19 protein-coding genes and 1 tRNA gene are annotated in these 18026 nt (G+C 70.0%); 12 read left to right on the top strand and 8 right to left on the bottom strand.

The window, feature by feature from the left end; translation table 11 throughout:
* Nucleotides 1-197: 197 nt before the first annotated feature.
* From IEZ08_RS27665 to IEZ08_RS27640, 6 genes are all read left to right on the top strand, one after another.
* The gene (locus IEZ08_RS27665; protein ID WP_189243291.1) at nt 198-1547 is read left to right on the top strand and encodes a hypothetical protein; all 1350 of its coding nucleotides are present in this window, start codon (nt 198-200) and stop codon (nt 1545-1547) included.
* 162 nt (nt 1548-1709) lie between these two features.
* A complete protein-coding gene (locus IEZ08_RS27660) occupies nt 1710-2516 on the top strand; it encodes a uracil-DNA glycosylase (protein ID WP_189243290.1) in 807 nt (268 codons plus the stop codon).
* A gap of 171 nt (nt 2517-2687) precedes the next feature.
* Nucleotides 2688-4004, top strand: a complete 1317-nt coding sequence (locus IEZ08_RS27655; protein ID WP_068927254.1) for an NAD(P)/FAD-dependent oxidoreductase — start codon at nt 2688-2690, stop codon at nt 4002-4004.
* Between the two features lie 91 nt (nt 4005-4095).
* Nucleotides 4096-4590 (top strand): glycine cleavage system transcriptional repressor, encoded by a 495-nt coding sequence (locus IEZ08_RS27650; RefSeq protein ID WP_068927252.1) that lies wholly within the window; start codon nt 4096-4098, stop codon nt 4588-4590.
* Nucleotides 4590-5141, top strand: coding sequence for a peptide deformylase (gene def, locus IEZ08_RS27645; RefSeq protein ID WP_068927250.1), 552 nt, complete (start codon nt 4590-4592; stop codon nt 5139-5141). The genes IEZ08_RS27650 and def overlap by 1 nt, the downstream gene beginning before the upstream one ends.
* Nucleotides 5142-5180: 39 nt before the next feature.
* Nucleotides 5181-5253 (top strand) — tRNA-Leu (locus tag IEZ08_RS27640).
* Nucleotides 5254-5404: 151 nt separating this feature from the next.
* On the opposite strand, the gene IEZ08_RS27635 is transcribed toward IEZ08_RS27640, so the two are convergent.
* A complete protein-coding gene (locus IEZ08_RS27635; RefSeq protein WP_189243289.1) occupies nt 5405-6076 on the bottom strand; it encodes a protein kinase domain-containing protein in 672 nt (223 codons plus the stop codon).
* 289 nt (nt 6077-6365) lie between these two features.
* On the opposite strand from IEZ08_RS27635, the gene IEZ08_RS27630 reads away from it, so the two are divergent.
* The 3 genes from IEZ08_RS27630 (at nt 6366) to IEZ08_RS27620 (ending at nt 8235) form a co-directional block, all read left to right on the top strand.
* The gene (locus tag IEZ08_RS27630; RefSeq protein WP_189243288.1) at nt 6366-7148 is read left to right on the top strand and encodes a Bax inhibitor-1/YccA family protein; all 783 of its coding nucleotides are present in this window, start codon (nt 6366-6368) and stop codon (nt 7146-7148) included.
* Between the two features lie 232 nt (nt 7149-7380).
* Entirely contained in the window at nt 7381-7605 is a 225-nt protein-coding gene (locus IEZ08_RS27625) for a DUF4287 domain-containing protein (protein ID WP_068929197.1), read from the top strand.
* A 219-nt stretch (nt 7606-7824) separates the two neighbouring features.
* Entirely contained in the window at nt 7825-8235 is a 411-nt protein-coding gene (locus tag IEZ08_RS27620) for a PPOX class F420-dependent oxidoreductase (RefSeq protein WP_068929196.1), read from the top strand.
* A 4-nt stretch (nt 8236-8239) separates the two neighbouring features.
* On the opposite strand, the gene IEZ08_RS27615 is transcribed toward IEZ08_RS27620, so the two are convergent.
* The 3 genes from IEZ08_RS27615 to IEZ08_RS27605 form a co-directional block, all read right to left on the bottom strand.
* Nucleotides 8240-9457: an acetyl-CoA C-acetyltransferase gene (locus IEZ08_RS27615; RefSeq protein ID WP_068927245.1), complete on the bottom strand. Its 1218-nt coding sequence runs from the start codon at nt 9455-9457 to the stop codon at nt 8240-8242.
* A gap of 290 nt (nt 9458-9747) precedes the next feature.
* Nucleotides 9748-11064 (bottom strand): PQQ-binding-like beta-propeller repeat protein, encoded by a 1317-nt coding sequence (locus IEZ08_RS27610; protein ID WP_229803554.1) that lies wholly within the window; start codon nt 11062-11064, stop codon nt 9748-9750.
* Between the two features lie 85 nt (nt 11065-11149).
* Nucleotides 11150-12124 (bottom strand): SGNH/GDSL hydrolase family protein, encoded by a 975-nt coding sequence (locus tag IEZ08_RS27605; protein ID WP_068927242.1) that lies wholly within the window; start codon nt 12122-12124, stop codon nt 11150-11152.
* Between the two features lie 187 nt (nt 12125-12311).
* Here IEZ08_RS27605 and IEZ08_RS27600 point away from each other — a divergent pair, with 187 nt between their 5' ends.
* Nucleotides 12312-13682, top strand: a complete 1371-nt coding sequence (locus IEZ08_RS27600) for a cystathionine beta-synthase (RefSeq protein ID WP_068927240.1) — start codon at nt 12312-12314, stop codon at nt 13680-13682.
* A gap of 111 nt (nt 13683-13793) precedes the next feature.
* Here IEZ08_RS27600 and IEZ08_RS27595 read toward each other — a convergent pair whose 3' ends face one another.
* Nucleotides 13794-14969 (bottom strand): sensor histidine kinase, encoded by a 1176-nt coding sequence (locus IEZ08_RS27595; protein WP_068927238.1) that lies wholly within the window; start codon nt 14967-14969, stop codon nt 13794-13796.
* 138 nt (nt 14970-15107) lie between these two features.
* Here IEZ08_RS27595 and IEZ08_RS27590 point away from each other — a divergent pair, with 138 nt between their 5' ends.
* Both IEZ08_RS27590 and IEZ08_RS27585 read left to right on the top strand, forming a co-directional pair.
* Entirely contained in the window at nt 15108-15323 is a 216-nt protein-coding gene (locus tag IEZ08_RS27590) for a hypothetical protein (protein WP_068927237.1), read from the top strand.
* Nucleotides 15324-15459: 136 nt separating this feature from the next.
* Complete coding sequence (locus tag IEZ08_RS27585) at nt 15460-16599, top strand: cystathionine gamma-synthase (protein WP_068927235.1); 1140 nt, start codon at nt 15460-15462, stop codon at nt 16597-16599.
* A 259-nt stretch (nt 16600-16858) separates the two neighbouring features.
* Here the strand turns inward: IEZ08_RS27585 and IEZ08_RS27580 are convergent, their stop codons facing one another.
* From IEZ08_RS27580 to IEZ08_RS40355, 3 genes are read right to left on the bottom strand one after another with little or no spacing between them, the layout of a single operon-like run.
* Nucleotides 16859-17293 (bottom strand): hypothetical protein, encoded by a 435-nt coding sequence (locus IEZ08_RS27580; RefSeq protein WP_068927233.1) that lies wholly within the window; start codon nt 17291-17293, stop codon nt 16859-16861.
* Nucleotides 17294-17303: 10 nt separating this feature from the next.
* Nucleotides 17304-17609: a hypothetical protein gene (locus IEZ08_RS27575; RefSeq protein WP_068927231.1), complete on the bottom strand. Its 306-nt coding sequence runs from the start codon at nt 17607-17609 to the stop codon at nt 17304-17306.
* 52 nt (nt 17610-17661) lie between these two features.
* Nucleotides 17662-17790 carry a hypothetical protein gene (locus IEZ08_RS40355; protein WP_268249368.1) on the bottom strand — a complete coding sequence of 43 codons (129 nt, stop codon included), beginning with the start codon at nt 17788-17790 and terminating at the stop codon, nt 17662-17664.
* Between the last annotated feature and the right edge of the window lie 236 nt (nt 17791-18026).

The following is an 18026-nucleotide window of genomic DNA, read 5'->3' as shown; positions in this document are numbered from 1 at the left end:
GCAGGAGTATTGGAGATCGTTCCGTTTTATGGTTAGGTAAAGAAGCTTTAGCGAGGCTTTGCCGTGGGGCCCGGCACAGCTGTTGTCGGGGCGGCAACCGTCTCCTGAGCGGACTTTCGCTTCCTAACGAAACGGAGCATCCCCTCATGAAGTCCGGATTAGCACGTAGGTTAGCCGCCATAGGAGCCAGCGCGGCCATGCTGGCGACCATGGCCGCGGGTCTGCTGGCCACCCCCGCAGCGGCGGCCACCGGATCCGCCCAGGCGGGGAAGACGGCCTCCTCCGCCAAGCCCGCCGTCTTCGCCGGCACCCCCAAGGTGTCGTTCTCGGGTGAGAAGGGCGAGTGCCCGGTACGGGTCACCTTCTCCTCGAAGATCAAGGTGAAGGCCGTCAAGGGCAAGACCGTCGTGGCCTACCGCTGGCTGCACGGCGACGGGTCCAAGAGCAAGGTCAAGACCTTCACCGTCGGCAAGGGCGTCAAGAGCGTCACGGTGAAGGAGTCGACCACCTTCAAGGGTGACGTGAAGGGCTGGCAGGCGCTTCAGGTCCTGTCGCCGCGCAAGGCGACCTCGAAGAAGGCCTACTTCAAGGTCTCCTGCGAGGGGGAGAAGCCCGAGGTCGTCGAGCCCGAGAAGCGCCACTGGCACGTCGACGCCGACGCGTGGGTGGACGAGGGCAGGTGTGAGGCCACCCTGATCGGCCGGATCAGCGTCTCCAGCCCCCGCTGGGTGCACTACCGCTGGGTCGTCAACGGCCACGTGGTCGAGCGTGACTCGGTCAAGGTCTACGACTCCCGCAAGGTCTACCACAAGATCCGCCCGCACAAGAGCCTGCGTGGCTGGGCGGTTCTGGAGATCGTGGGGCCGCGTCACGCCGAGTCCAACCGGGTCGGCTTCAAGATCTGGTGCAAGGACTGGTCGCCCAAGGTGAGCGCGTCGGTCAGCGCCCCCGCCGACTACACGGGCGCCTGCCCGGTCGAGCGCAACTTCAGCGGCACCCTCAGCGTCTCGCACGGCCGCGGCAAGGTGACGTACCGCTGGATCCGCAACGGTGTCGCGGGTGACTGGGAGACCACCTACGTCCACGGCTCCCGCGTCGTGTTCGACCCGTGGAAGGCCACCGAGTCCGGTACGGCCACCCGCGCGATCGAGCTGTACCGCGGCCCGACCACCGGCACCGTGACCGGCAAGGTCACCTGCGCGGCTCCGGTGACCGTCAGCTACTCCAACCTGACCGCGAAGGTCGAGGCCAACTGCGCCACGAAGACCGTCACGGTCAGCGGCTCGGTGCTGGTCACCGCCACGGGCCCGACCACCGTGAAGTTCACCCCGCGTGCGGGCGGCAAGTCGCTGGGCGAGCGGACCGTGGAGCTGACCGCCGGCAACCTGTCGAAGACGGTGGACTTCTCGGGTTCCGTCGAGGGGATCGACCTGACGAAGGCCGGTTCGATCAGCGTCACCGTCGAGGGCCAGAGCTACTCGGTCCAGTACGGCGTGCTCTGCCCGGCCCCGGCCCCGCAGGAGGAGAAGAAGGACGGCGACGTCTGATTCCCTCTGAACCGAGGTACGTCTGATTCTCCTCTGAACTGAGGCGGAGGCGGCGCCCGCTCCATGCGGGCGCCGCTTTTCCGTGCCCACCCCGCCCGCGTACGGGGCTCAGCCGGGAGGTCCTCGTCGTGGACCGGCCGGAGGGCTGGCACGATCGGGGGTATGGCCTTCGTTCCTCCGGGGTCCGGGTGGCCGGGCGACCCCGCCCAGCCGGACACGCCCGTCGCGCACGATCCCGCGGAGGTGCGGGAACTCGCATCCGCCAGCGCGGCCCTCGCCGACCTCACCGCCCGGCAGTCGGTCTGCCGCGCGTGCCCCCGTCTGGTGGAGTGGCGGGAGGAGGTCGCCACGGTCAAGCGCAGGGCGTTCGCCGAGGAGACCTACTGGGGCAGGCCCATCGCCGGATGGGGGGAGGAGAGGCCGGAGGTCCTGATCGTGGGGCTGGCGCCGGCCGCGCACGGCGGCAACCGGACCGGGCGGATCTTCACCGGGGACCGGAGCGGGGACTGGCTGTTCGCCTCGCTGTACCGGACGGGCCTGGCCGTACAGGAGACGAGCGTCCACGCGGGTGACGGGCAGCGGCTCGTCGGCGCGCGGATGATGGCCGCGGTCAGGTGCGCGCCGCCGGACAACAAGCCGCTCCCCGAGGAGCGGAGCACGTGTTTCCCCTGGCTGGCCAGGGAGATCGCGTTGGTGGCCGAAAGTGTTCGGGTGGTGGTCGCGCTCGGGGGCTTCGCGTGGCAGGCCGTGTGGCCCGCGCTGAAGGACGCCGGATACGTCCTTCCCCGTCCCCGGCCCGCCTTCGGGCACGGCGTCGAGGTGGGGCTCTCCCGCGGCGGGGCCGGCGGAAGTTCCGCCCATCTTCTCGGGTGCTACCACCCGAGCCAGCAGAACACGTTCACCGGCCGGGTGACCGCCGAGATGCTGGACCAGGTCTTCATCAGGGCAAACGCCCTCCGGGAAATGTGAAGTCCATCACAAGAGGGAATTTTTCCCGAACTTTCCTCTGAAATATAGAGTCATTCTCCCGTTTCTGGAAAATAGTGACGCAGTTATCACGGGGTGGCCTGGCGTCGCCGGAAGGCGGGGACGTATGCTTGTGAAAGCTTTCACAAAGTCTCGGACCTAAGGGGCGCCGAAGTGAACCGCAACTCCAAGCACATCGTGGTCGTCGGTGGCGGCTATGTCGGCCTCTACACGGTGCTACGGCTCCAGCGCACGCTCCGCAGGGAGCTGCGCGACGGCAGCGTGCGCATCACCGTTCTCACTCCCGAATCCCACATGACCTACCAGCCCTTCCTGCCCGAGGCGGCTGCGGGCAACCTCTCTCCGCGGCACGTGGTGGTTCCGCTCCGCCGGGTCCTGAAGAAGGCGACGATCCTCAACGGCAAGGTCACCAAGGTGAACCACGCCGGCAAGACCGTGACGTTCGAGCCGAACGTCGGCACCCCCCACGAGATCTCCTACGACCTCGTGGTGATGGCCGCCGGCTCGGTCTCCCGCACCCTGCCGATCCCCGGCCTGGCCGACGCCGCGATCGGCTTCAAGACGGTCGGCGAGGCGATCGCCCTGCGCAACAGGGTGCTCGGGCTGCTCGACCGGGCCGAGACGAACGAGGACGAGGCCGTGCGCCGCAGGGCGCTGACGTTCGTCGTGGTCGGCGGCGGGTTCGCGGGCATCGAGGCCCTCGCCGAGCTGGAGGACATGGCGCTCGACGCGGTCCGCTACTACCACAACATCAAGCGCGAGGACATGCGCTGGGTCCTGGTCGAGGCGACCGACCGGATCCTGCCGGAGGTCGGTCCGGAGATGGGCCGGTGGACCGCCGAGCAGCTGCGCGAGCGCGGCATCGAGGTCAAGATGAACACCCGCCTGGAGTCCTGCGAGGGAGGCCTGGTCAAGCTCTCCGACGGCGAGGAGTTCGAGGCGGCCACCATCGTGTGGACCGCGGGCGTGAAGCCCAGCCCGGTCGCGAACGCGGGTGACCTGCCGCTGGACGAGCGCGGCCGGATCAAGACGAGCACCCGGCTGACCGTGGTGGGGGCCAAGGACGCCTTCGCCGCGGGAGACGTGGCCGGTGTCCCCGACGTGACCAACCCGGGCCAGTACTGCGCGCCCAACGCCCAGCACGCGGTCCGGCAGGCCAAGGTGCTCGCCGACAACATCACCCGGCACCTGCACGGGAAGGAACTGGTCGATTACCGACACAAGTACGTCGGATCGGTCGCGGGGCTGGGCCTGCACAAGGGCGTCGCCAACGTCTACGGGGTCAAGCTTCGTGGATTGCCTGCGTGGTTCATGCACCGCACCTACCATCTGTCGCGGGTGCCCACCGTGAACCGCAAGGTCCGCGTCATGGCCGACTGGACTCTGGCGCTGTTCTTCAAGCGGGAGACCGTCTCGCTCGGAGAGATCGAAGAGCCGCGGGCGGAGTTCCGCGCGGCGGCCACGGCCTGAGTCCGGGCACCCGAGGGAGGAGCCGCTGGGTCGCCTCGGGATGCGTCGCTGACTCTCGCCGAGCCCCAGCCCGGGCCGGAGGGAGTCGCGGATGAGCTGGTCGGCGGTCACCGTGCTGGGGGCCGACAGGCCGGGGGTGATCGCCGAGGTGACCTCGGCGATCACCCGGTCCGGCGCGAACATCGAGGACTCGGCGATGACGTTGCTCGGCGGCCACGTCGCGATGATGCTGCTGGTCTCCGGCGAGGTCCCGCCGGCCTCCGCCTTCCCCGGGCTGACCGTGACCGCCACCGAGGTGACCCCTCGCCGCTCTGCCGGGGACACGGCCGGCCTCGGTTACGTCCTCACGGTCCACGGCCCGGACCGGCCCGGCATCGTCTCGGAGATCAGCGGCGCGCTCGCCGGCGCCTCCGGGGTCGTCACCGGCATGACCACTCACCTGTGCGGACGGCTGTACGTCCTGATCGCGGACGTGAGGCTGCCCGAGAAGGTGGACGTGGCCGCCCTGATGCGCCATCTGTCCGCCGTGGGCGCAGGTCTCGGCTGTGAGATCACCTTCCGCCCCGCCGAGGCGGAGGTGCTCTGATGGCCGCCGGCGCCCCCCGGGAGGCGCTGCCGGGCGGTGTCTGCCGCGAGCTGATCGGCGCCCCCCACCCCGTCCTGACCGCGAAGGCCCTGCCCGTCGACCCCACCGACCCGCAGGTCGTCGCCGCGGCGGCCGACCTGCTCGCCACCATGCGGCGGTCGCGCTGCACGGGCCTGGCCGCGCCCCAGATCGGTCTGGGCTGGCGGCTGTTCTCCGTCGACGCCGGGCGGCACCCCGCAACCCGCTCCTGCGCCGGGGAGTTCGTCGTCGCCAACCCCCGCCTCGTGTCCGCCTCCCACTGGGAGACGGCCCGGGAAGGCTGCCTGTCCGTGCCGGGCCTCACCGGCGGCGTCCCCCGCGCCACCCGCATCACGATCCAGGGCGAGCACCCGGGCAGCGGTGCCCCCCTGACCGTCCACGCCGACGCCTTCGAGGCCCGCTGCATCCAGCACCAGCTGGACCATCTCGACGGAGTTCTCTTTCTCGACCGTGTCACCGGCACCCGGGCCGTCTACCGTGTTGCCCAGAAGGCGGTGAGACAGGTGACATGAGTAGTTACGTCCGAGTGTTCCGTTACGTATGATTGCGGCGCCCCCGTAGCCCAATGGCAGAGGCATACCCCTTAAAAGGGTCGTAGTGCGGGTTCGAGTCCCGCCGGGGGCACTCATGCCTTTTGCCAGGAGAATGCCTCTGACCAGCGGACACGCCACCGGGGATCGCTTCCGGACGTCCGGCTGTCCACGACCGGCGCCGGCCCTCCGCGGCTCCTCCGGCGGAATGCGGATACGAGGACCTGAGGGTTACCCAACTGTGATCATCCCCCGGAATGCCTCCGCGACCCGCCGCCTGTCAGGGCCGCCAGCAGATGCCGGGCGGTGGGCCTGGCGTGGGGCTGCTTGGCCAGCGCGGCGGCGACCAGGTCGTGGAGCGGAGCGGGGATCGCGCTCAGGTCGGGGTCGACGGAGAGCACCCGGTGCATGAGGCAGCCCAGGCTCTCGGCGTGGAACGGGTCCTCGCCGGTCGCGGCGAACACCATGACGCAGCCCCAGCCGAACACGTCCGCCGCGGTTCCGGCCCGCTGACCGGTGAACACCTCCGGCGGCATGGAGGTCCGCACGCCCGTCACCGGCCCGGTCACGGTCGTCCCCGCCGTCTCCATCGTCCGGGCGGTGCCCAGGCCGACCAGCCGCGGGCCGTCCGGGCCGAGAAGCACGTTGTCCGGCTTCACGCCCCGGTGGGCGACGCCGGCGTCATGGACCACGGCCAGTGCCGCGGCGATCGCCGTCCCCAGCCGGAGCAGGCCGTCCCCGGTGATCACACGGCCGCCCGCGACGGCCGCGCGCAGGCTCGTCCCGCCCGCGACGGCCACGTTCAGGCTCGTCCCGCCCGCGACGGCGGTGGACGGCCCGGCCCGGCCGACACCTCCCGCGTCCGGGTGGCCCGCCCCCGATCGAGGTAAGTCGTCGCCGATCGGCCCCGCCGCCATCCGTCCCCCTGCCGTGCGCGGTTTCCTCCGCAGCATTGGATGCGCGGAGCGCCGGAGAAGTTGCGGGAAAGAGGGCGTGATCCGTGACGGGGGGAGGGTACGGTGCCACTCCGGCGGGAGATCGATGAGGAGGATGGGGAAGCCGGGAACTAGCAGCGCAGGCCACGCGTTGAGGATGTCGGCGGTAGCCGTACGGCCGCGCACACGAAAATATAGATACAGGCACGATACGGCCGTGTGACAACCGATCTAATACGCTGATCGCGTAGGTCGCAGCGTGGAGGCAGCGATGGAAAGCAAGAACCCCGTATTCAACCGGATACCCCAGGGCCAGCAGCCCGGGGGATATCCGACCCCGACCCCTGAGCAGCTTCAGGGGATGTACGACAGCCCGTCGTACGCACCGCCCGCGCAGCGGACCATGACCATCGACGACGTGGTCGTGCGCGGATTCATCACCCTGGGCACGCTGGTCGCCTCGGCCGCCGTGGCCTGGATCCTCAACCTGGGCATGGGCGCGGCGCTCGCCGGTGTGATCGTCGGGCTCATCCTGGCCCTGGTCATCACCTTCAAGCAGAGCACCAACCCGGCTCTGATCCTCGGCTACTCGGTGTCCTACGGCGTCGCCGTGGGTGTGATCAGCCACCTGTACAACAACTTCTACAACGGCATCGTCTTCCAGGCGGTGGTCGGCACGGCCCTGGCCTTCGCCGCGATGCTGACGGTGTACTCGCTCCGGATCATCCGGGTCACGCCGAAGTTCACCAAGTTCGTCGTGGCGGCGGGTCTGGCCCTGATGGGCCTGATGCTCGTCAACCTGGTGTCGGGCTTCTTCATCGAGGACGGCATCGGCATCCGCTCGGGCGGCCCGCTGGCCATCGTCTTCAGCATCGCCGCGATCCTCGTCGGCTGCTTCTTCCTGCTCCTCGACTTCGACCAGGTCGAGCAGGGCGTGAAGTACGGCGCCCCGGCGAAGTACTCCTGGCTGATGGCCTTCGGCCTGACCATGACCCTGGTCTGGATCTACCTGGAGGTCCTGCGCCTGCTGAGCTACTTCTCGGGCGACGACTGACCGGTGGTCGGCCGGACCGGGTGACCGGCGGCCGACAGCCGATCACCATCGAAATCGGGAACCCCGCCGGAGCCGCTCCGGCGGGGTTCTTTTCTGCCGTGAACTCGGGACATCTGTGAACGAAACGCGACCGAAGCCAACCGAAGCGTGACAGGAGCGTGTCGCCGGGTCTTGCTATCTGCGGTTCCGTGATGCACTGTCAATCCAAGGAGCCCTATCCGTGGAGGTGCCCATGTCCTTGAACCACTCACCGGAGACGCAGAGCAAGCTGATCGCAAGAGTCCCAGACATCACGGGACGCGCACTCCCAGAGTGGTTTCAAGCCATCGACAACGGCCCGTCGTTCCTCCGCTGTGACGAACGCGCCAACTGGCTCGCAGACGAGCACGGGCTGACCCACGGCTACGCCGCCGCCATCGTGCACGAGCACGAGCGGCAGCGCCGCCACCACCTGTAAGCAGCCGTCTTCTCTCCGAGGGCCCGTGCCGCCACCGGGTGGTGCGGGCTTTCGCGTACCTGCGCACCTCCGGGGACGTGGATCCACGGCGTGGATCTCATGGGGCAGATCCCGTGGGGCGGATCCCGTGGCGTGCGTCCCACGGGACGGAGCTCACGGCGTGGATCCCGTGCTCACCCGGTGCTGCGCTCTCCCGCCTGTCCGAGGATGATGGGGATCATGGATCTCGACAAGGCACGCGAATTCCTCCGCTCCAACCACCGCGCGGTCATGCTGACCTGGCACGTCGACGGGAGACCTCAGCTCTCTCCGGTCACCGTGGGGCTCGACGCCGAAGGGCGCGCGATCATCAGCACCCGGGAGACCGCGGCGAAGGTCCGCAACCTCCGCCGGGACTCCCGGGTGGCGCTCTGCGTGACCACGGACGCCTTCTTCGGCGAGTGGATCCAGATCGAGGGGACGGCGGAGATCGTCTCGCTGCCGGAGGCGATGGACCTCCTGGTGAGCTACTACCGCGACATCTCCGGAGAGCACCCCGACTGGGACGACTACCGGGCGGCCATGGAACGGGACCGGCGGGTGATCGTGCGCTTCGACATCACCCGGGCCGGTCCCGACGTCCACGGCTGACGGACTAGCTCAGGCGCTCCAGGACCATGGCCATGCCCTGGCCGCCGCCCACGCACATGGTCTCCAGGCCGATCGACTTGTCGTGGAACTGGAGGCTGTTGATCAGAGTGGAGGTGATCCGGGCGCCGGTCATGCCGAACGGGTGGCCCACCGCGATGGCGCCGCCGTTGACGTTGAGCCGGTCGAGGTCGATGCCCAGGTCCTTGTAGGACGGGATGACCTGGGCGGCGAACGCCTCGTTGATCTCGACGAGGTCCACGTCGCCGATGGACATGCCCGCCCGGGCCAGGGCCTGCTTGCTGGCCTCGACCGGGCCCAGCCCCATGATCTCGGGGGACAGGCCGGTCACGCCGGTGGAGACGATCCGGGCCAGCGGGGTGATGCCCAGCTCGGCGGCCTTGGTGTCGCTCATCACGATGACCGCGGCGGCGCCGTCGTTCAGCGGGCAGCAGTTGCCCGCGGTGACCGTGCCGTCGGGGCGGAAGACCGGCTTGAGCTGGGAGACGGCCTCGTAGGTGGTGCCGGCGCGGGGTCCGTCGTCCTTGCTGACCACGGTCCCGTCCGGCAGGGTCACCGGGGTGATGTCCTTCTCCCAGAAGCCGTTGGAGAGGGCCTTCTCGGCCAGGTTCTGGGAGCGGACGCCGAACTCGTCCTGCTCCTGGCGGGAGACGCCCTTGATCCCGGCGAGGTTCTCCGCCGTCTGGCCCATCGCGATGTAGATGTCGGGCAGCGCGCCGTCCTCACGGGGGTCGCGCCAGGTCTGGCCGCCCTCGGCGGCCTTGGCCGTACGGCCCTGCGCCTCGGCGAACAGCGGGTTCTGCGTGTCGGGCAGCGAGTCGGAGTTGCCCTTGACGAAGCGGGAGACGGTCTCCACGCCCGCCGAGATGAACACGTCACCCTCGCCGGCCTTGATCGCGTGGAACGCCATCCGGGTGGTCTGCAGCGAGGACGAGCAGTAGCGGGTGACGGTGGTGCCCGGCACGGTGTCGAGCCCCAGCAGGGTGGAGACCACGCGGGCCATGTTGAAGCCCTGCTCGCCGCCGGGCAGGCCGCAGCCCAGCATCAGGTCGTCGACGGTGGCCGGGTCGAGCTGGGGGACCTTGGCCAGCGCGGCCTTGATCATCTGTACGGTCAGGTCGTCGGGACGGATGTCCTTCAGTGACCCCTTGAAGGCCCGTCCGATGGGCGAGCGCGCGGTCGCGACGATGACTGCCTCGGGCATGTGCTCTCCTGTGGTCATGGCAACGCTGACGCGTCGCGGCTCGGAGGCTCAAAGACCGGCTCTCACCCTCGTCGTGTCCGCAGCACGGCTGCGGACGTGCCTCGGCTGATGCACCGGAGCCCCCTCGCGGGTGTGTTCGCTAATCGCTCCTCCTGCGGAGATTACCCCCCGGTAGTCCGGCCATCATGACCCGGGGGTGGAAGAAACAGAACTTTGTTACGTGATGCCAAAGGGGTGTGTTGTTCGGAGGTCATCCGTACAATGCCGCGGCGCGATCGGGGCCGGAGAGATCATCCGTACATGCCGGGCGAGGTGACGGTGGCGTCGTTGACCGCGTGCAGTCCGCCCCGCTCGTCCCGCCAGATCCGCCAGCCGCCCTGGCTCCCGGTGAACCAGCCGGGCGGGGGACCGGCGTTGGCCGTACGTTTCCCGGTGGCCAGGTCGAACTCGCACAGCGAGGCCACCGAGTAGAACCCGGGGTGCTGATCCTTCAGGGGGAGCGGCTTGGGATCGGTGACGCAGAAGGACCAGCCCTTCGGCTCCCTGTCCTCCATGTCCCTGCCGGTGGCCAGGTCGAACGCGGTCCCGGGCCTGCCGTGGCGGAGGAAACCGATCTTGTCCATCCGGGCGGGGAAGGCCAGCCACCAGCCCGCGCCGGGGACCTGGCTCGCCGGGATCTGACCGAGGACCCGGCCGCTCTCGGCGTCCAGCCGGGCGAACCCGCCGTACTGGCCCCGCTGGTCGACCGGGCGGACCACCGGCGCGTAGCCGGGATTGCCGCTGGGGTAGACGCGCACCACCGAGGGGCGCATCCAGTTGACCGCGCCGTCGGAGAGCCGTACGGAGAAGATCCCGAAGGTGGAGGCCCTCTTGGTCCTGGGATTGGTGTAGGGAGCGATGTAGCCGACGAGGTCGTCCGAGGTCGCGCCGAAGGACCAGCCGCCCGACAGGTCCACTCCGGGGCCGAGGGCCCGTTCGACCGGCTGGCGCCAGATGGGCTTGCCGGTCCGCAGGTCGTAGGCCTCAAGAGTGGGGTTGCGGGCCAGGCGCAGGAACACCACGCGGGTGGCGTCGGACCACTGCACCTCGGCGATTCCGGGGATCTTCCACACCGGCGCGCCGGTGGCCGGGTCGAGCACGACGACCCGGGCCGCCGAGAGCGCGGTGTGCTCCGGCACGCAGACGAACGGCCCGCACCGTTGCGGACCGAAGGTCGAGTGCACCGGACGGACCCACTTCTGGGCGCCGGTCCTCGCGTCGCGGCCGACGAGCCGGGCGTACCAGCGTCCCCTGCGGAACGGGTCCAGGGTCACCGCCATGGTCTGCTTCTCGCCGGTCTCGACGACCGCCGGAGGCGGCACGCCCATCCCCGGCAGGCGGCCCGTCACGGTCGCGGGGGAGGCCCACAGCCGCTTGCCCGAGGCGAGGTCGAGAGCCACGCTCTCCAGCGTCCCGTCGGGCTTCATGGACGTCGCCATGGCGACGTCCCCGACGACGACCGTGCGGCTCACCGTGTTCAGCTCGGTGTTGTGCCAGGTGGGGTACTCCTGCGTGGCCGCTTCGCTGCCGGAGCAGCCGGCCAGGGTCAGGGCTCCGATGAGCGCCACAGCCGGTTTCGCATGAGGCCGGATCACGGGCATTCCACTCCAATGAGGCGAGACGTAACGACATCGCCGCGGAGCGTAGCCGAGCTCAGGCGTCGTGAGGCAGCGCTCCAGGCCGCCGACGGAGCCGTGTCACCCACCGTCCGTGGGGACCTGTCGCTCGGCCGGCGACGCGGGTCGCGGACACCTCGGCGCCGGGCTCCTCCGCGGCTCTGGCCGCCGCGAGGTAGATCGACTCACCGCGCGCAGGCCGGGGCTCGGGCCACAGCTCCAGCGCGGTGCACACAGACGGTAGCACTGCGTAAGCGGCTTGTAGGTAACCTCGGCGAGATGGGTGGTAACGGTCGGGTCCGAACATTTCGCCGGGATTTGTCTCGAATTCTGGCCCGAGGAGGTCCGCGAACGCCACCGTCCGCCCGCCCGCCTCGACGACCCCGACGGTCTGCGCGGCGGCGAGCTCCCGGCTCCAGCGCCGGGCCACCCAGCGCAAAGGCTGCGCGAGCGGCCGGACCGTACCGAGGTCCGGGCAGGTGCCCACGACCACCTCGGCGCCGGCCTCGCGCAGCCGCCGCACGGCTTTCTGCAGGTGCCGTACGGCCTGCGCCGGGAGCGTCTGCGTGCTGATGTCGTTGCTGCCGACGAAGATGACCGCGACGTCGGGGTTCGCGTTGAGCGCCCGGTCCACCTGATCACCGAGGTCGGCGGAGGCCGCCCCCGACACGCCGGTCACGGTGAGCCGGACGGGCCGTTCGGCCACGGCCGCCAGACCGCACGCGATGAGGACGCCGGGAGTGTCGGCCGGGTCGGTCATGCCCAGGCCGACCGAGGTGGAGTCGCCCATCATGACCAGGCGGATCGGTTCGCCCTCGAAGTCGCCGTAGACCCCGTCGGAGGGCGGGCCGTCCAGGCCGTGCGGGCGGCCGATGACACGGCGGGCCAGGACACCCTGGGCGTACAGGAGCCCGTAGGTCGCCACGCCGAGCGCGGTCAGACCGCCTCCTCCCACCGCCGCGGTCGCGGCGATGCGCCGGGCGGCCCGCGCCACCCCGGGTGTCCAGATCACACGGCATTTCTTTCCCTGACCGTCCGCGGATTCACCTGCCTGCCTGCGGCGGTGCGGCCCGGAGGTCACGTGGTACGGCTCGGCGGTAGCTTTGTGGGGAAACCGGCCGCGTCCCGCCGACCCCCTGGGGACCGGTCTCCGACACGACAAGCCGACCCGGCTTTGGCAATTCGAGGTGATCAACACGATGCGCGTGTACGACTCGCTCGTGGAGCTGATGGGCAACACCCCGCTCGTACGGCTGCACAAGGTGACGGCGGGTCTGCCCGCCCAGGTGCTCGCCAAGGTCGAGTACTTCAACCCCGGAGGCTCGGTGAAGGACCGGATCGCGGTGCGCATGATCGACGCCGCGGAGAAGTCCGGCGAGCTCCGGCCCGGGGGCACGATCGTGGAGCCCACCTCGGGCAACACCGGCGTGGGCCTGGCGATAGTGGCCCAGCAGCGCGGATACAGGTGCCTGTTCGTGGTGCCCGACAAGGTGGCCCAGGACAAGATCGCGGTGTTGCGGGCCTACGGCGCGGAGGTCGTGGTCTGCCCGACCGCCGTCTCGCCCGACCACCCGAACTCCTACTACTCGGTCTCCGACCGGCTCGCCAGGGAGGTCCCCAACGCCTGGAAGCCGGACCAGTACTCCAACCCGAACAACCCCGAGAGCCACTACCACTCCACCGGGCCGGAGATCTGGGAGCAGACCGGGGGACGGGTCACCCACTTCGTCGCGGGCGTCGGCACCGGCGGCACGATCAGCGGTGCCGGCCGCTATCTCAAGGAGGTCTCCGGCGGCCGGGTGAAGGTCATCGGCGCCGACCCCGAGGGGTCGGTCTACTCCGGCGGCACCGGCCGGCCGTACCTGGTCGAGGGCGTCGGCGAGGACATCTGGCCCGCCACCTACGACACCACGATCTGCGACGAGATCATCGCGGTCTCCGACAAGGACTCCTTCGGCATGACCCGGCGGCTGGCCCGCGAGGAGGCCCTGCTGGTGGGCGGCTCCTGCGGCATGGCCACGGTCGCCGCCCTGCGCGTGGCGCAGCAGGCCGGGCCGGACGACGTGGTCGTGGTCCTGCTGCCCGACGGCGGCCGCGGCTACCTGTCGAAGATCTTCAACGACGAGTGGATGGCCGACTACGGCTTCCTGACGACCTCCTCCGAGGAGGGCCTGGTCAAGGACGTGCTGAGCGGCAAGGGATCCGGCATGCCGGAGTTCGTGCACACCCACCCGCACGAGTCGGTGGAGACCGCGATCTCCATCATGCGGGAGTACGGCGTCTCGCAGCTTCCGGTGATGAAGGAGGAGCCGCCGGTCATGGCCGCCGAGGTGGTCGGGTCGATCGTGGAGCGGGACCTGCTCGACGCCCTCTACCGCGGCCGTGTGCGCCCCCAGGACCCGCTGGCCGACCACATGTCCCAGCCGCTGCCCATGATCGGCTCCGGCGAGCCCATCTCGCACGCGGTCGAGGCCCTGGAGAAGGCCGACGCCGCCGTGGTCCTCGACGACGGCAAGCCCGTGGGCCTGCTCACCCGCCAGGACCTGCTGGCCTTCCTGGCGAACCGCTGAGCCGCGACGCGTCAGCGTCGCCATGGGCCCGTGAGGGGGCGCCGGTGAAGCAACGGAGGAGCGCCCGCAGCGAGGGACGAGCGAGGACGTGACGACGGCGGGAGCCGGTTATCAGCCCCCGAGCCGCGACGCGTCAGCGTCGCCATGGGCAGGCAGTTCGGCGAGGACCTCCCAGGCGCCCTGCGGGGTGAACCCGGCGTAGAGACGGCCGCCGAGCGCTTCGACGCGCTCGGCCATGCCGACCAGGCCGAAGCCGCCGCCGAGGCCGGAGATCCTGGAGTCGGCGGCCGAGCCGTAGTTGCGCACGCCTAGCCGTACGCACGGTCCCGCCAGCCGCAGGTCGGCCTCCACCCAGGCGGTGCCGGGGGCGTGGCGGCGCACGTTCGTCAGGGACTCCTGCAGAACCCGGTGGAGGGTGGTCATCACCTCGGGGGCCAGGGTGTCGTCGGCGATGCCCTGGCCGATCTCGAAGGCCACCTTCGGGCCGCCGGCCGAGAACCGTTCCACGAGCGCGCGCATGTCCGTCAGGCGGGTGCCGGGGGAGCGGGCGGCCTCGTCCTCCGCGCGCAGGACGCTGACCAGGCGGCGCATCGAGGTCAGCGCGTCCGCCCCGGCCCCGGCGATGGCGTCGAGCGCGGGCAGGACGGCGTCGGGCTTCTGCTCGGCGACGACCCGGGCGGCCTGGGCCTGCACGACGATCCCGGTGATGTGGTGGGCGACCAGGTCGTGCAGCTCCCTGGCGAGCTCCAGGCGTTCGGCCCGTCGTACGGAGTGCACGGCCTCCTTGCGGCGCTCCAGCTGGAAGCGCAGGTAGGCGCCGACGCCCGCCGCGACGGACCAGCCGACGAACAGCAGGAAGCCCCCGGCCAGGGAGGCGTCGTCCTGTCCGGTCCGGCCCGCCGACACCTCCAGCACCATCATCGAGGCCAGCGCGAACACCACGGCGTTCCTGATCGGCTCGATCCAGCGCAGTCCGCCGATGGTGAGGATGAGCAGCGATCCCGTCTCGGCGAGCCCGGGGATGCCGCCCTCCTTGACGATCCCCATGACGAGGGTGGCGGTGAACGACAGCACCAGCAGGATCACGAAGGGCCGCACCCGGCTCCGCTGCCGCCGCCACACCGCGTAGATCCCGTAGGCGCCGCAGATGGGGGAGAGGAACTGGAGCCCGTACGGCCCCGTCGCCGCGATCGCGATGTCGAACAGGAGCAGCAGCCCGAGCCAGCACAGCAGCGCGATCTCGCTGAGCCGCTGGATCCAGTAGACAAGCCGGTTGTTCTCCCCCACGGCACCCGAGCCTAATCCCGGTGGACGATGGGACATATCGGCCGTTTGACCGAGCCCCGCCCCGGCGAACCGGTCCTTCAGCGGAGGTGCGGCGAACCCCCGCGACGGATGCTTGAGACGTCGAAGGGGGAAGAGGAAATGACCGTCATCGGGATCGTGCTGCTGGCCATCGGGCTCGTCGTCGTGGCGTCGCTGACGCTCGCCGACCCTGTCCTGCTCTCTCGGATCAACGGGGAGCCTGCCGAGGGTGGCAGCGGCCGTCACATCAGGGCACCGCGTATCACCGGCGAAGACGCCGAGGTGGTCTCACTCCGGCGGCGCCAGGTGGACGGCCGGGAGTCCCGGGCCGCGTAGTCCTTCCATACCGCGCCCGGCCCGGTGCACGTCCCGGGACCGGTACCCGGCCCGGGGCTGGCACACCTCCCGGGACCGGTACCCGGCCCGGGCTCTGTACACCGTTCGGGTCCGGGAGCGGAGTAGCGTGGGCCGTATGAGTGAAGGATTCGAGACTCTGGCCATCCACGCCGGTCAAGAGGCCGACCCCCAGACCGGGGCCGTCGTGCCGCCGATCTACGCGGTGTCCACCTACAAGCAGGACGGCGTCGGCGGGCTGCGCTCCGGATACGAGTACAGCCGGTCGGCCAACCCGACCAGGACCGCCCTGGAGGAGGCCATGGCGGCCGTCGAGGGCGGCGCCCGCGGCCTGGCCTTCGCCTCGGGTCTGGCGGCCGAGGACACGCTGCTGCGCACGGTCTGCAAGCCGGGTGACCATGTGATCATCCCGAATGACGCCTACGGCGGCACCTACCGGCTCTTCGCCAAGGTGCACGAGCGGTGGGGACTGCACTACGACCCCGTGGCGCTGGACAACATGAACGCGGTGGGCGCCGCCATCACGCCGAAGACGAAGATCATTTGGGTGGAGACGCCCACCAACCCGCTGCTCGGCATCTCCGACATCGCGGCCCTGGCCGAGCTCGCCCACGACTGCGGCGCGCTGCTGGTGGTGGACAACACCTTCGCCTCGCCGTACCTGCAGCAGCCGCTGGCGCTGGGCGCCGACATCGTGGTCCACTCCACCACGAAGTACGTCGGCGGCCACTCCGACGTGGTCGGCGGCGCGCTCGTCGCCCGGGATCCCGAGCTGGGCGAGCAGCTCGCCTACCACCAGAACGCGATGGGCGCGGTGGCCGGCCCGTTCGACGCCTGGCTGACGCTGCGCGGCCTGAAGACGCTCGCGGTGCGGATGGAGCGCCACTGCGACAACGCCGAGCGGGTGGTCGACCTCCTGCTCGCCCACCCCAAGGTGATCTCGGTGCTCTATCCGGGCATGCCCGAGCACCCCGGTCACGAGGTGGCGGCCAAGCAGATGCGGCGTTTCGGCGGCATGGTCTCCTTCCGGGTCGCCGGGGGCGAGGCCGAGGCGGTGGAGATCTGCAACCGGGCCAAGCTGTTCACCCTGGGCGAGTCGCTCGGCGGAGTGGAGTCGCTGATCGAGCACCCCGGCCGGATGACCCACGCCTCCGCGGCGGGTTCTCCGCTGGAGGTCCCCGGCGACCTGGTCCGTCTCTCGGTCGGCATCGAGACCGTCGACGACCTCCTGGCCGACCTCACCCAGGCGCTGTCCTAGGCGATGCTCCGCACCGCGGCTCGGGGGCTGGTAACCGGTGCCTTCCCTCGTCGGACTCACGTCGCTGCGCTCCGACGTCCTCCTCGGTCCAGTGCACCGGCGCCCCCTCGCGGGTCCTGGGCGATGCTCCGCACCGCGGCTCGGGGGCTGGTAACCGGTGCCTTCCCTCGTCGGACTCACGTCGCTGCGCTCCGACGTCCTCCTCGGTCCAGTGCACCGGCGCCTCCTCGCGGGTCCTGGGCGATGCTCCGCACCGCGGTCAGGGAGTGGGGCTGGGGTCGCCCCAGACCATCAGCACGAGGATGACCAGCCAGATCACCGAGACCAGCCCGGAGAGCATGGCGATCCGGGCGGTCTGCGCCTTGGCGTCGTCGTCCGGGTTCTCGTCGCCGAGGACCCGGATGGCGGTCCGCTGGTCCCGCTCCACGATGAACAGGAGCACGGCGGCGACGATGAACAGCGTCATGGAGACCGACAGGTACGGCCTGCCGAGGAACTCCCGGCCGAGCAGCGCGCCGAACAGGAAGACGCCGACGGAGGCGATGGCGTAGGCGCGTGTCGTCCTGTTCAGATAGCGCAGGACGTCGACGTTGCGGGCACGGATGAACCGTGGTGTGGAGACGGTCGCGGCGGTGACCGGCCCCAGGGCGAAGATCGCGAAACCGATGTGCAGCCAGAGCAGCAGGGCGTTCATGCGCCAGACACTAGCTTCCGGTGATCTCATCCGGGTACGGCTTGGCGGACCCGGGCCGGCCGGGAGTGTCGTCCATCCCCTCTTTCAGGAGGAGACGCCTGCAGAGCGGGCACGCGTCCCTGGGTCTCGCCATGCAGAGGCTGTGGTCGACCTTCACGCCGAGGAGGCGGCGGGCTCCCGCCGTCGTGGCCCCGGGGGCCCGGCCGGTGATCGAGGAGCGGTTGTCCTCGACGTGGATGCTGATCACGACGAGGGTGAGAACGGCGACGAAAATGACGAGCACGACGCCGGCCACTATTGAAGCCGCGATCCACATGTGCCCCTCCGGGGAAGGCTGGAGACCAGCCTTTCCCGGATATCCCCGTATTTCAAGACAGGCTGGACCTTTCTCCCTCACGGTCGGGAGTGTCCTGCCGGGCGTGCGGGCGCGAACCCATGATCAGCTCGAATCCCACGACGGCGACGACCATCAGCATGATGAGAATAATCGCGATCATCTAACTCCCTCCCTCCGGGCGGTCGGCGGAAAAACGTCCTCGATAACAAGGACGGGAGAAACGGGGAATTCGTTGTCACCGGAGGATTACGTTTCGGGTGACAAATGGATTCGGCCGCTTTGCCGGTACCTTGTCCGTTCTGCTCAGAGCAGTGCGGAGGTGTGAGTAGGATCACGGAGGTGCCCGTCTCCCCGTGCCGGGGCCGTCGCCGACCGCGACCGAGGCCGTGCCGGGCG

The organism is Planobispora rosea (genome assembly GCF_014648175.1).
Taxonomy (GTDB): Bacteria; Actinomycetota; Actinomycetes; order Streptosporangiales; family Streptosporangiaceae; genus Planobispora; species Planobispora rosea.
This window is presented reverse-complemented; position numbering and strand designations above follow the sequence as displayed.

Coding starts and splice junctions, on each gene's coding strand:
- IEZ08_RS27665 (WP_189243291.1), top strand. CDS start 198: ATGCTGGCGACCATGGCCGCGGGTCTGCTGGCCACCCCCGCAGCGGCG.
- IEZ08_RS27660 (WP_189243290.1), top strand. CDS start 1,710: ATGGCCTTCGTTCCTCCGGGGTCCGGGTGGCCGGGCGACCCCGCCCAG.
- IEZ08_RS27650 (WP_068927252.1), top strand. CDS start 4,096: ATGAGCTGGTCGGCGGTCACCGTGCTGGGGGCCGACAGGCCGGGGGTG.
- def (WP_068927250.1), top strand. CDS start 4,590: ATGGCCGCCGGCGCCCCCCGGGAGGCGCTGCCGGGCGGTGTCTGCCGC.
- IEZ08_RS27635 (WP_189243289.1), bottom strand. CDS start 6,076: ATGGCGGCGGGGCCGATCGGCGACGACTTACCTCGATCGGGGGCGGGC.
- IEZ08_RS27630 (WP_189243288.1), top strand. CDS start 6,366: ATGGAAAGCAAGAACCCCGTATTCAACCGGATACCCCAGGGCCAGCAG.
- IEZ08_RS27625 (WP_068929197.1), top strand. CDS start 7,381: ATGTCCTTGAACCACTCACCGGAGACGCAGAGCAAGCTGATCGCAAGA.
- IEZ08_RS27620 (WP_068929196.1), top strand. CDS start 7,825: ATGGATCTCGACAAGGCACGCGAATTCCTCCGCTCCAACCACCGCGCG.
- IEZ08_RS27615 (WP_068927245.1), bottom strand. CDS start 9,457: ATGCCCGAGGCAGTCATCGTCGCGACCGCGCGCTCGCCCATCGGACGG.
- IEZ08_RS27600 (WP_068927240.1), top strand. CDS start 12,312: ATGCGCGTGTACGACTCGCTCGTGGAGCTGATGGGCAACACCCCGCTC.
- IEZ08_RS27590 (WP_068927237.1), top strand. CDS start 15,108: ATGACCGTCATCGGGATCGTGCTGCTGGCCATCGGGCTCGTCGTCGTG.
- IEZ08_RS27585 (WP_068927235.1), top strand. CDS start 15,460: ATGAGTGAAGGATTCGAGACTCTGGCCATCCACGCCGGTCAAGAGGCC.
- IEZ08_RS27580 (WP_068927233.1), bottom strand. CDS start 17,293: ATGAACGCCCTGCTGCTCTGGCTGCACATCGGTTTCGCGATCTTCGCC.
- IEZ08_RS27575 (WP_068927231.1), bottom strand. CDS start 17,609: ATGTGGATCGCGGCTTCAATAGTGGCCGGCGTCGTGCTCGTCATTTTC.
- IEZ08_RS40355 (WP_268249368.1), bottom strand. CDS start 17,790: ATGATCGCGATTATTCTCATCATGCTGATGGTCGTCGCCGTCGTGGGA.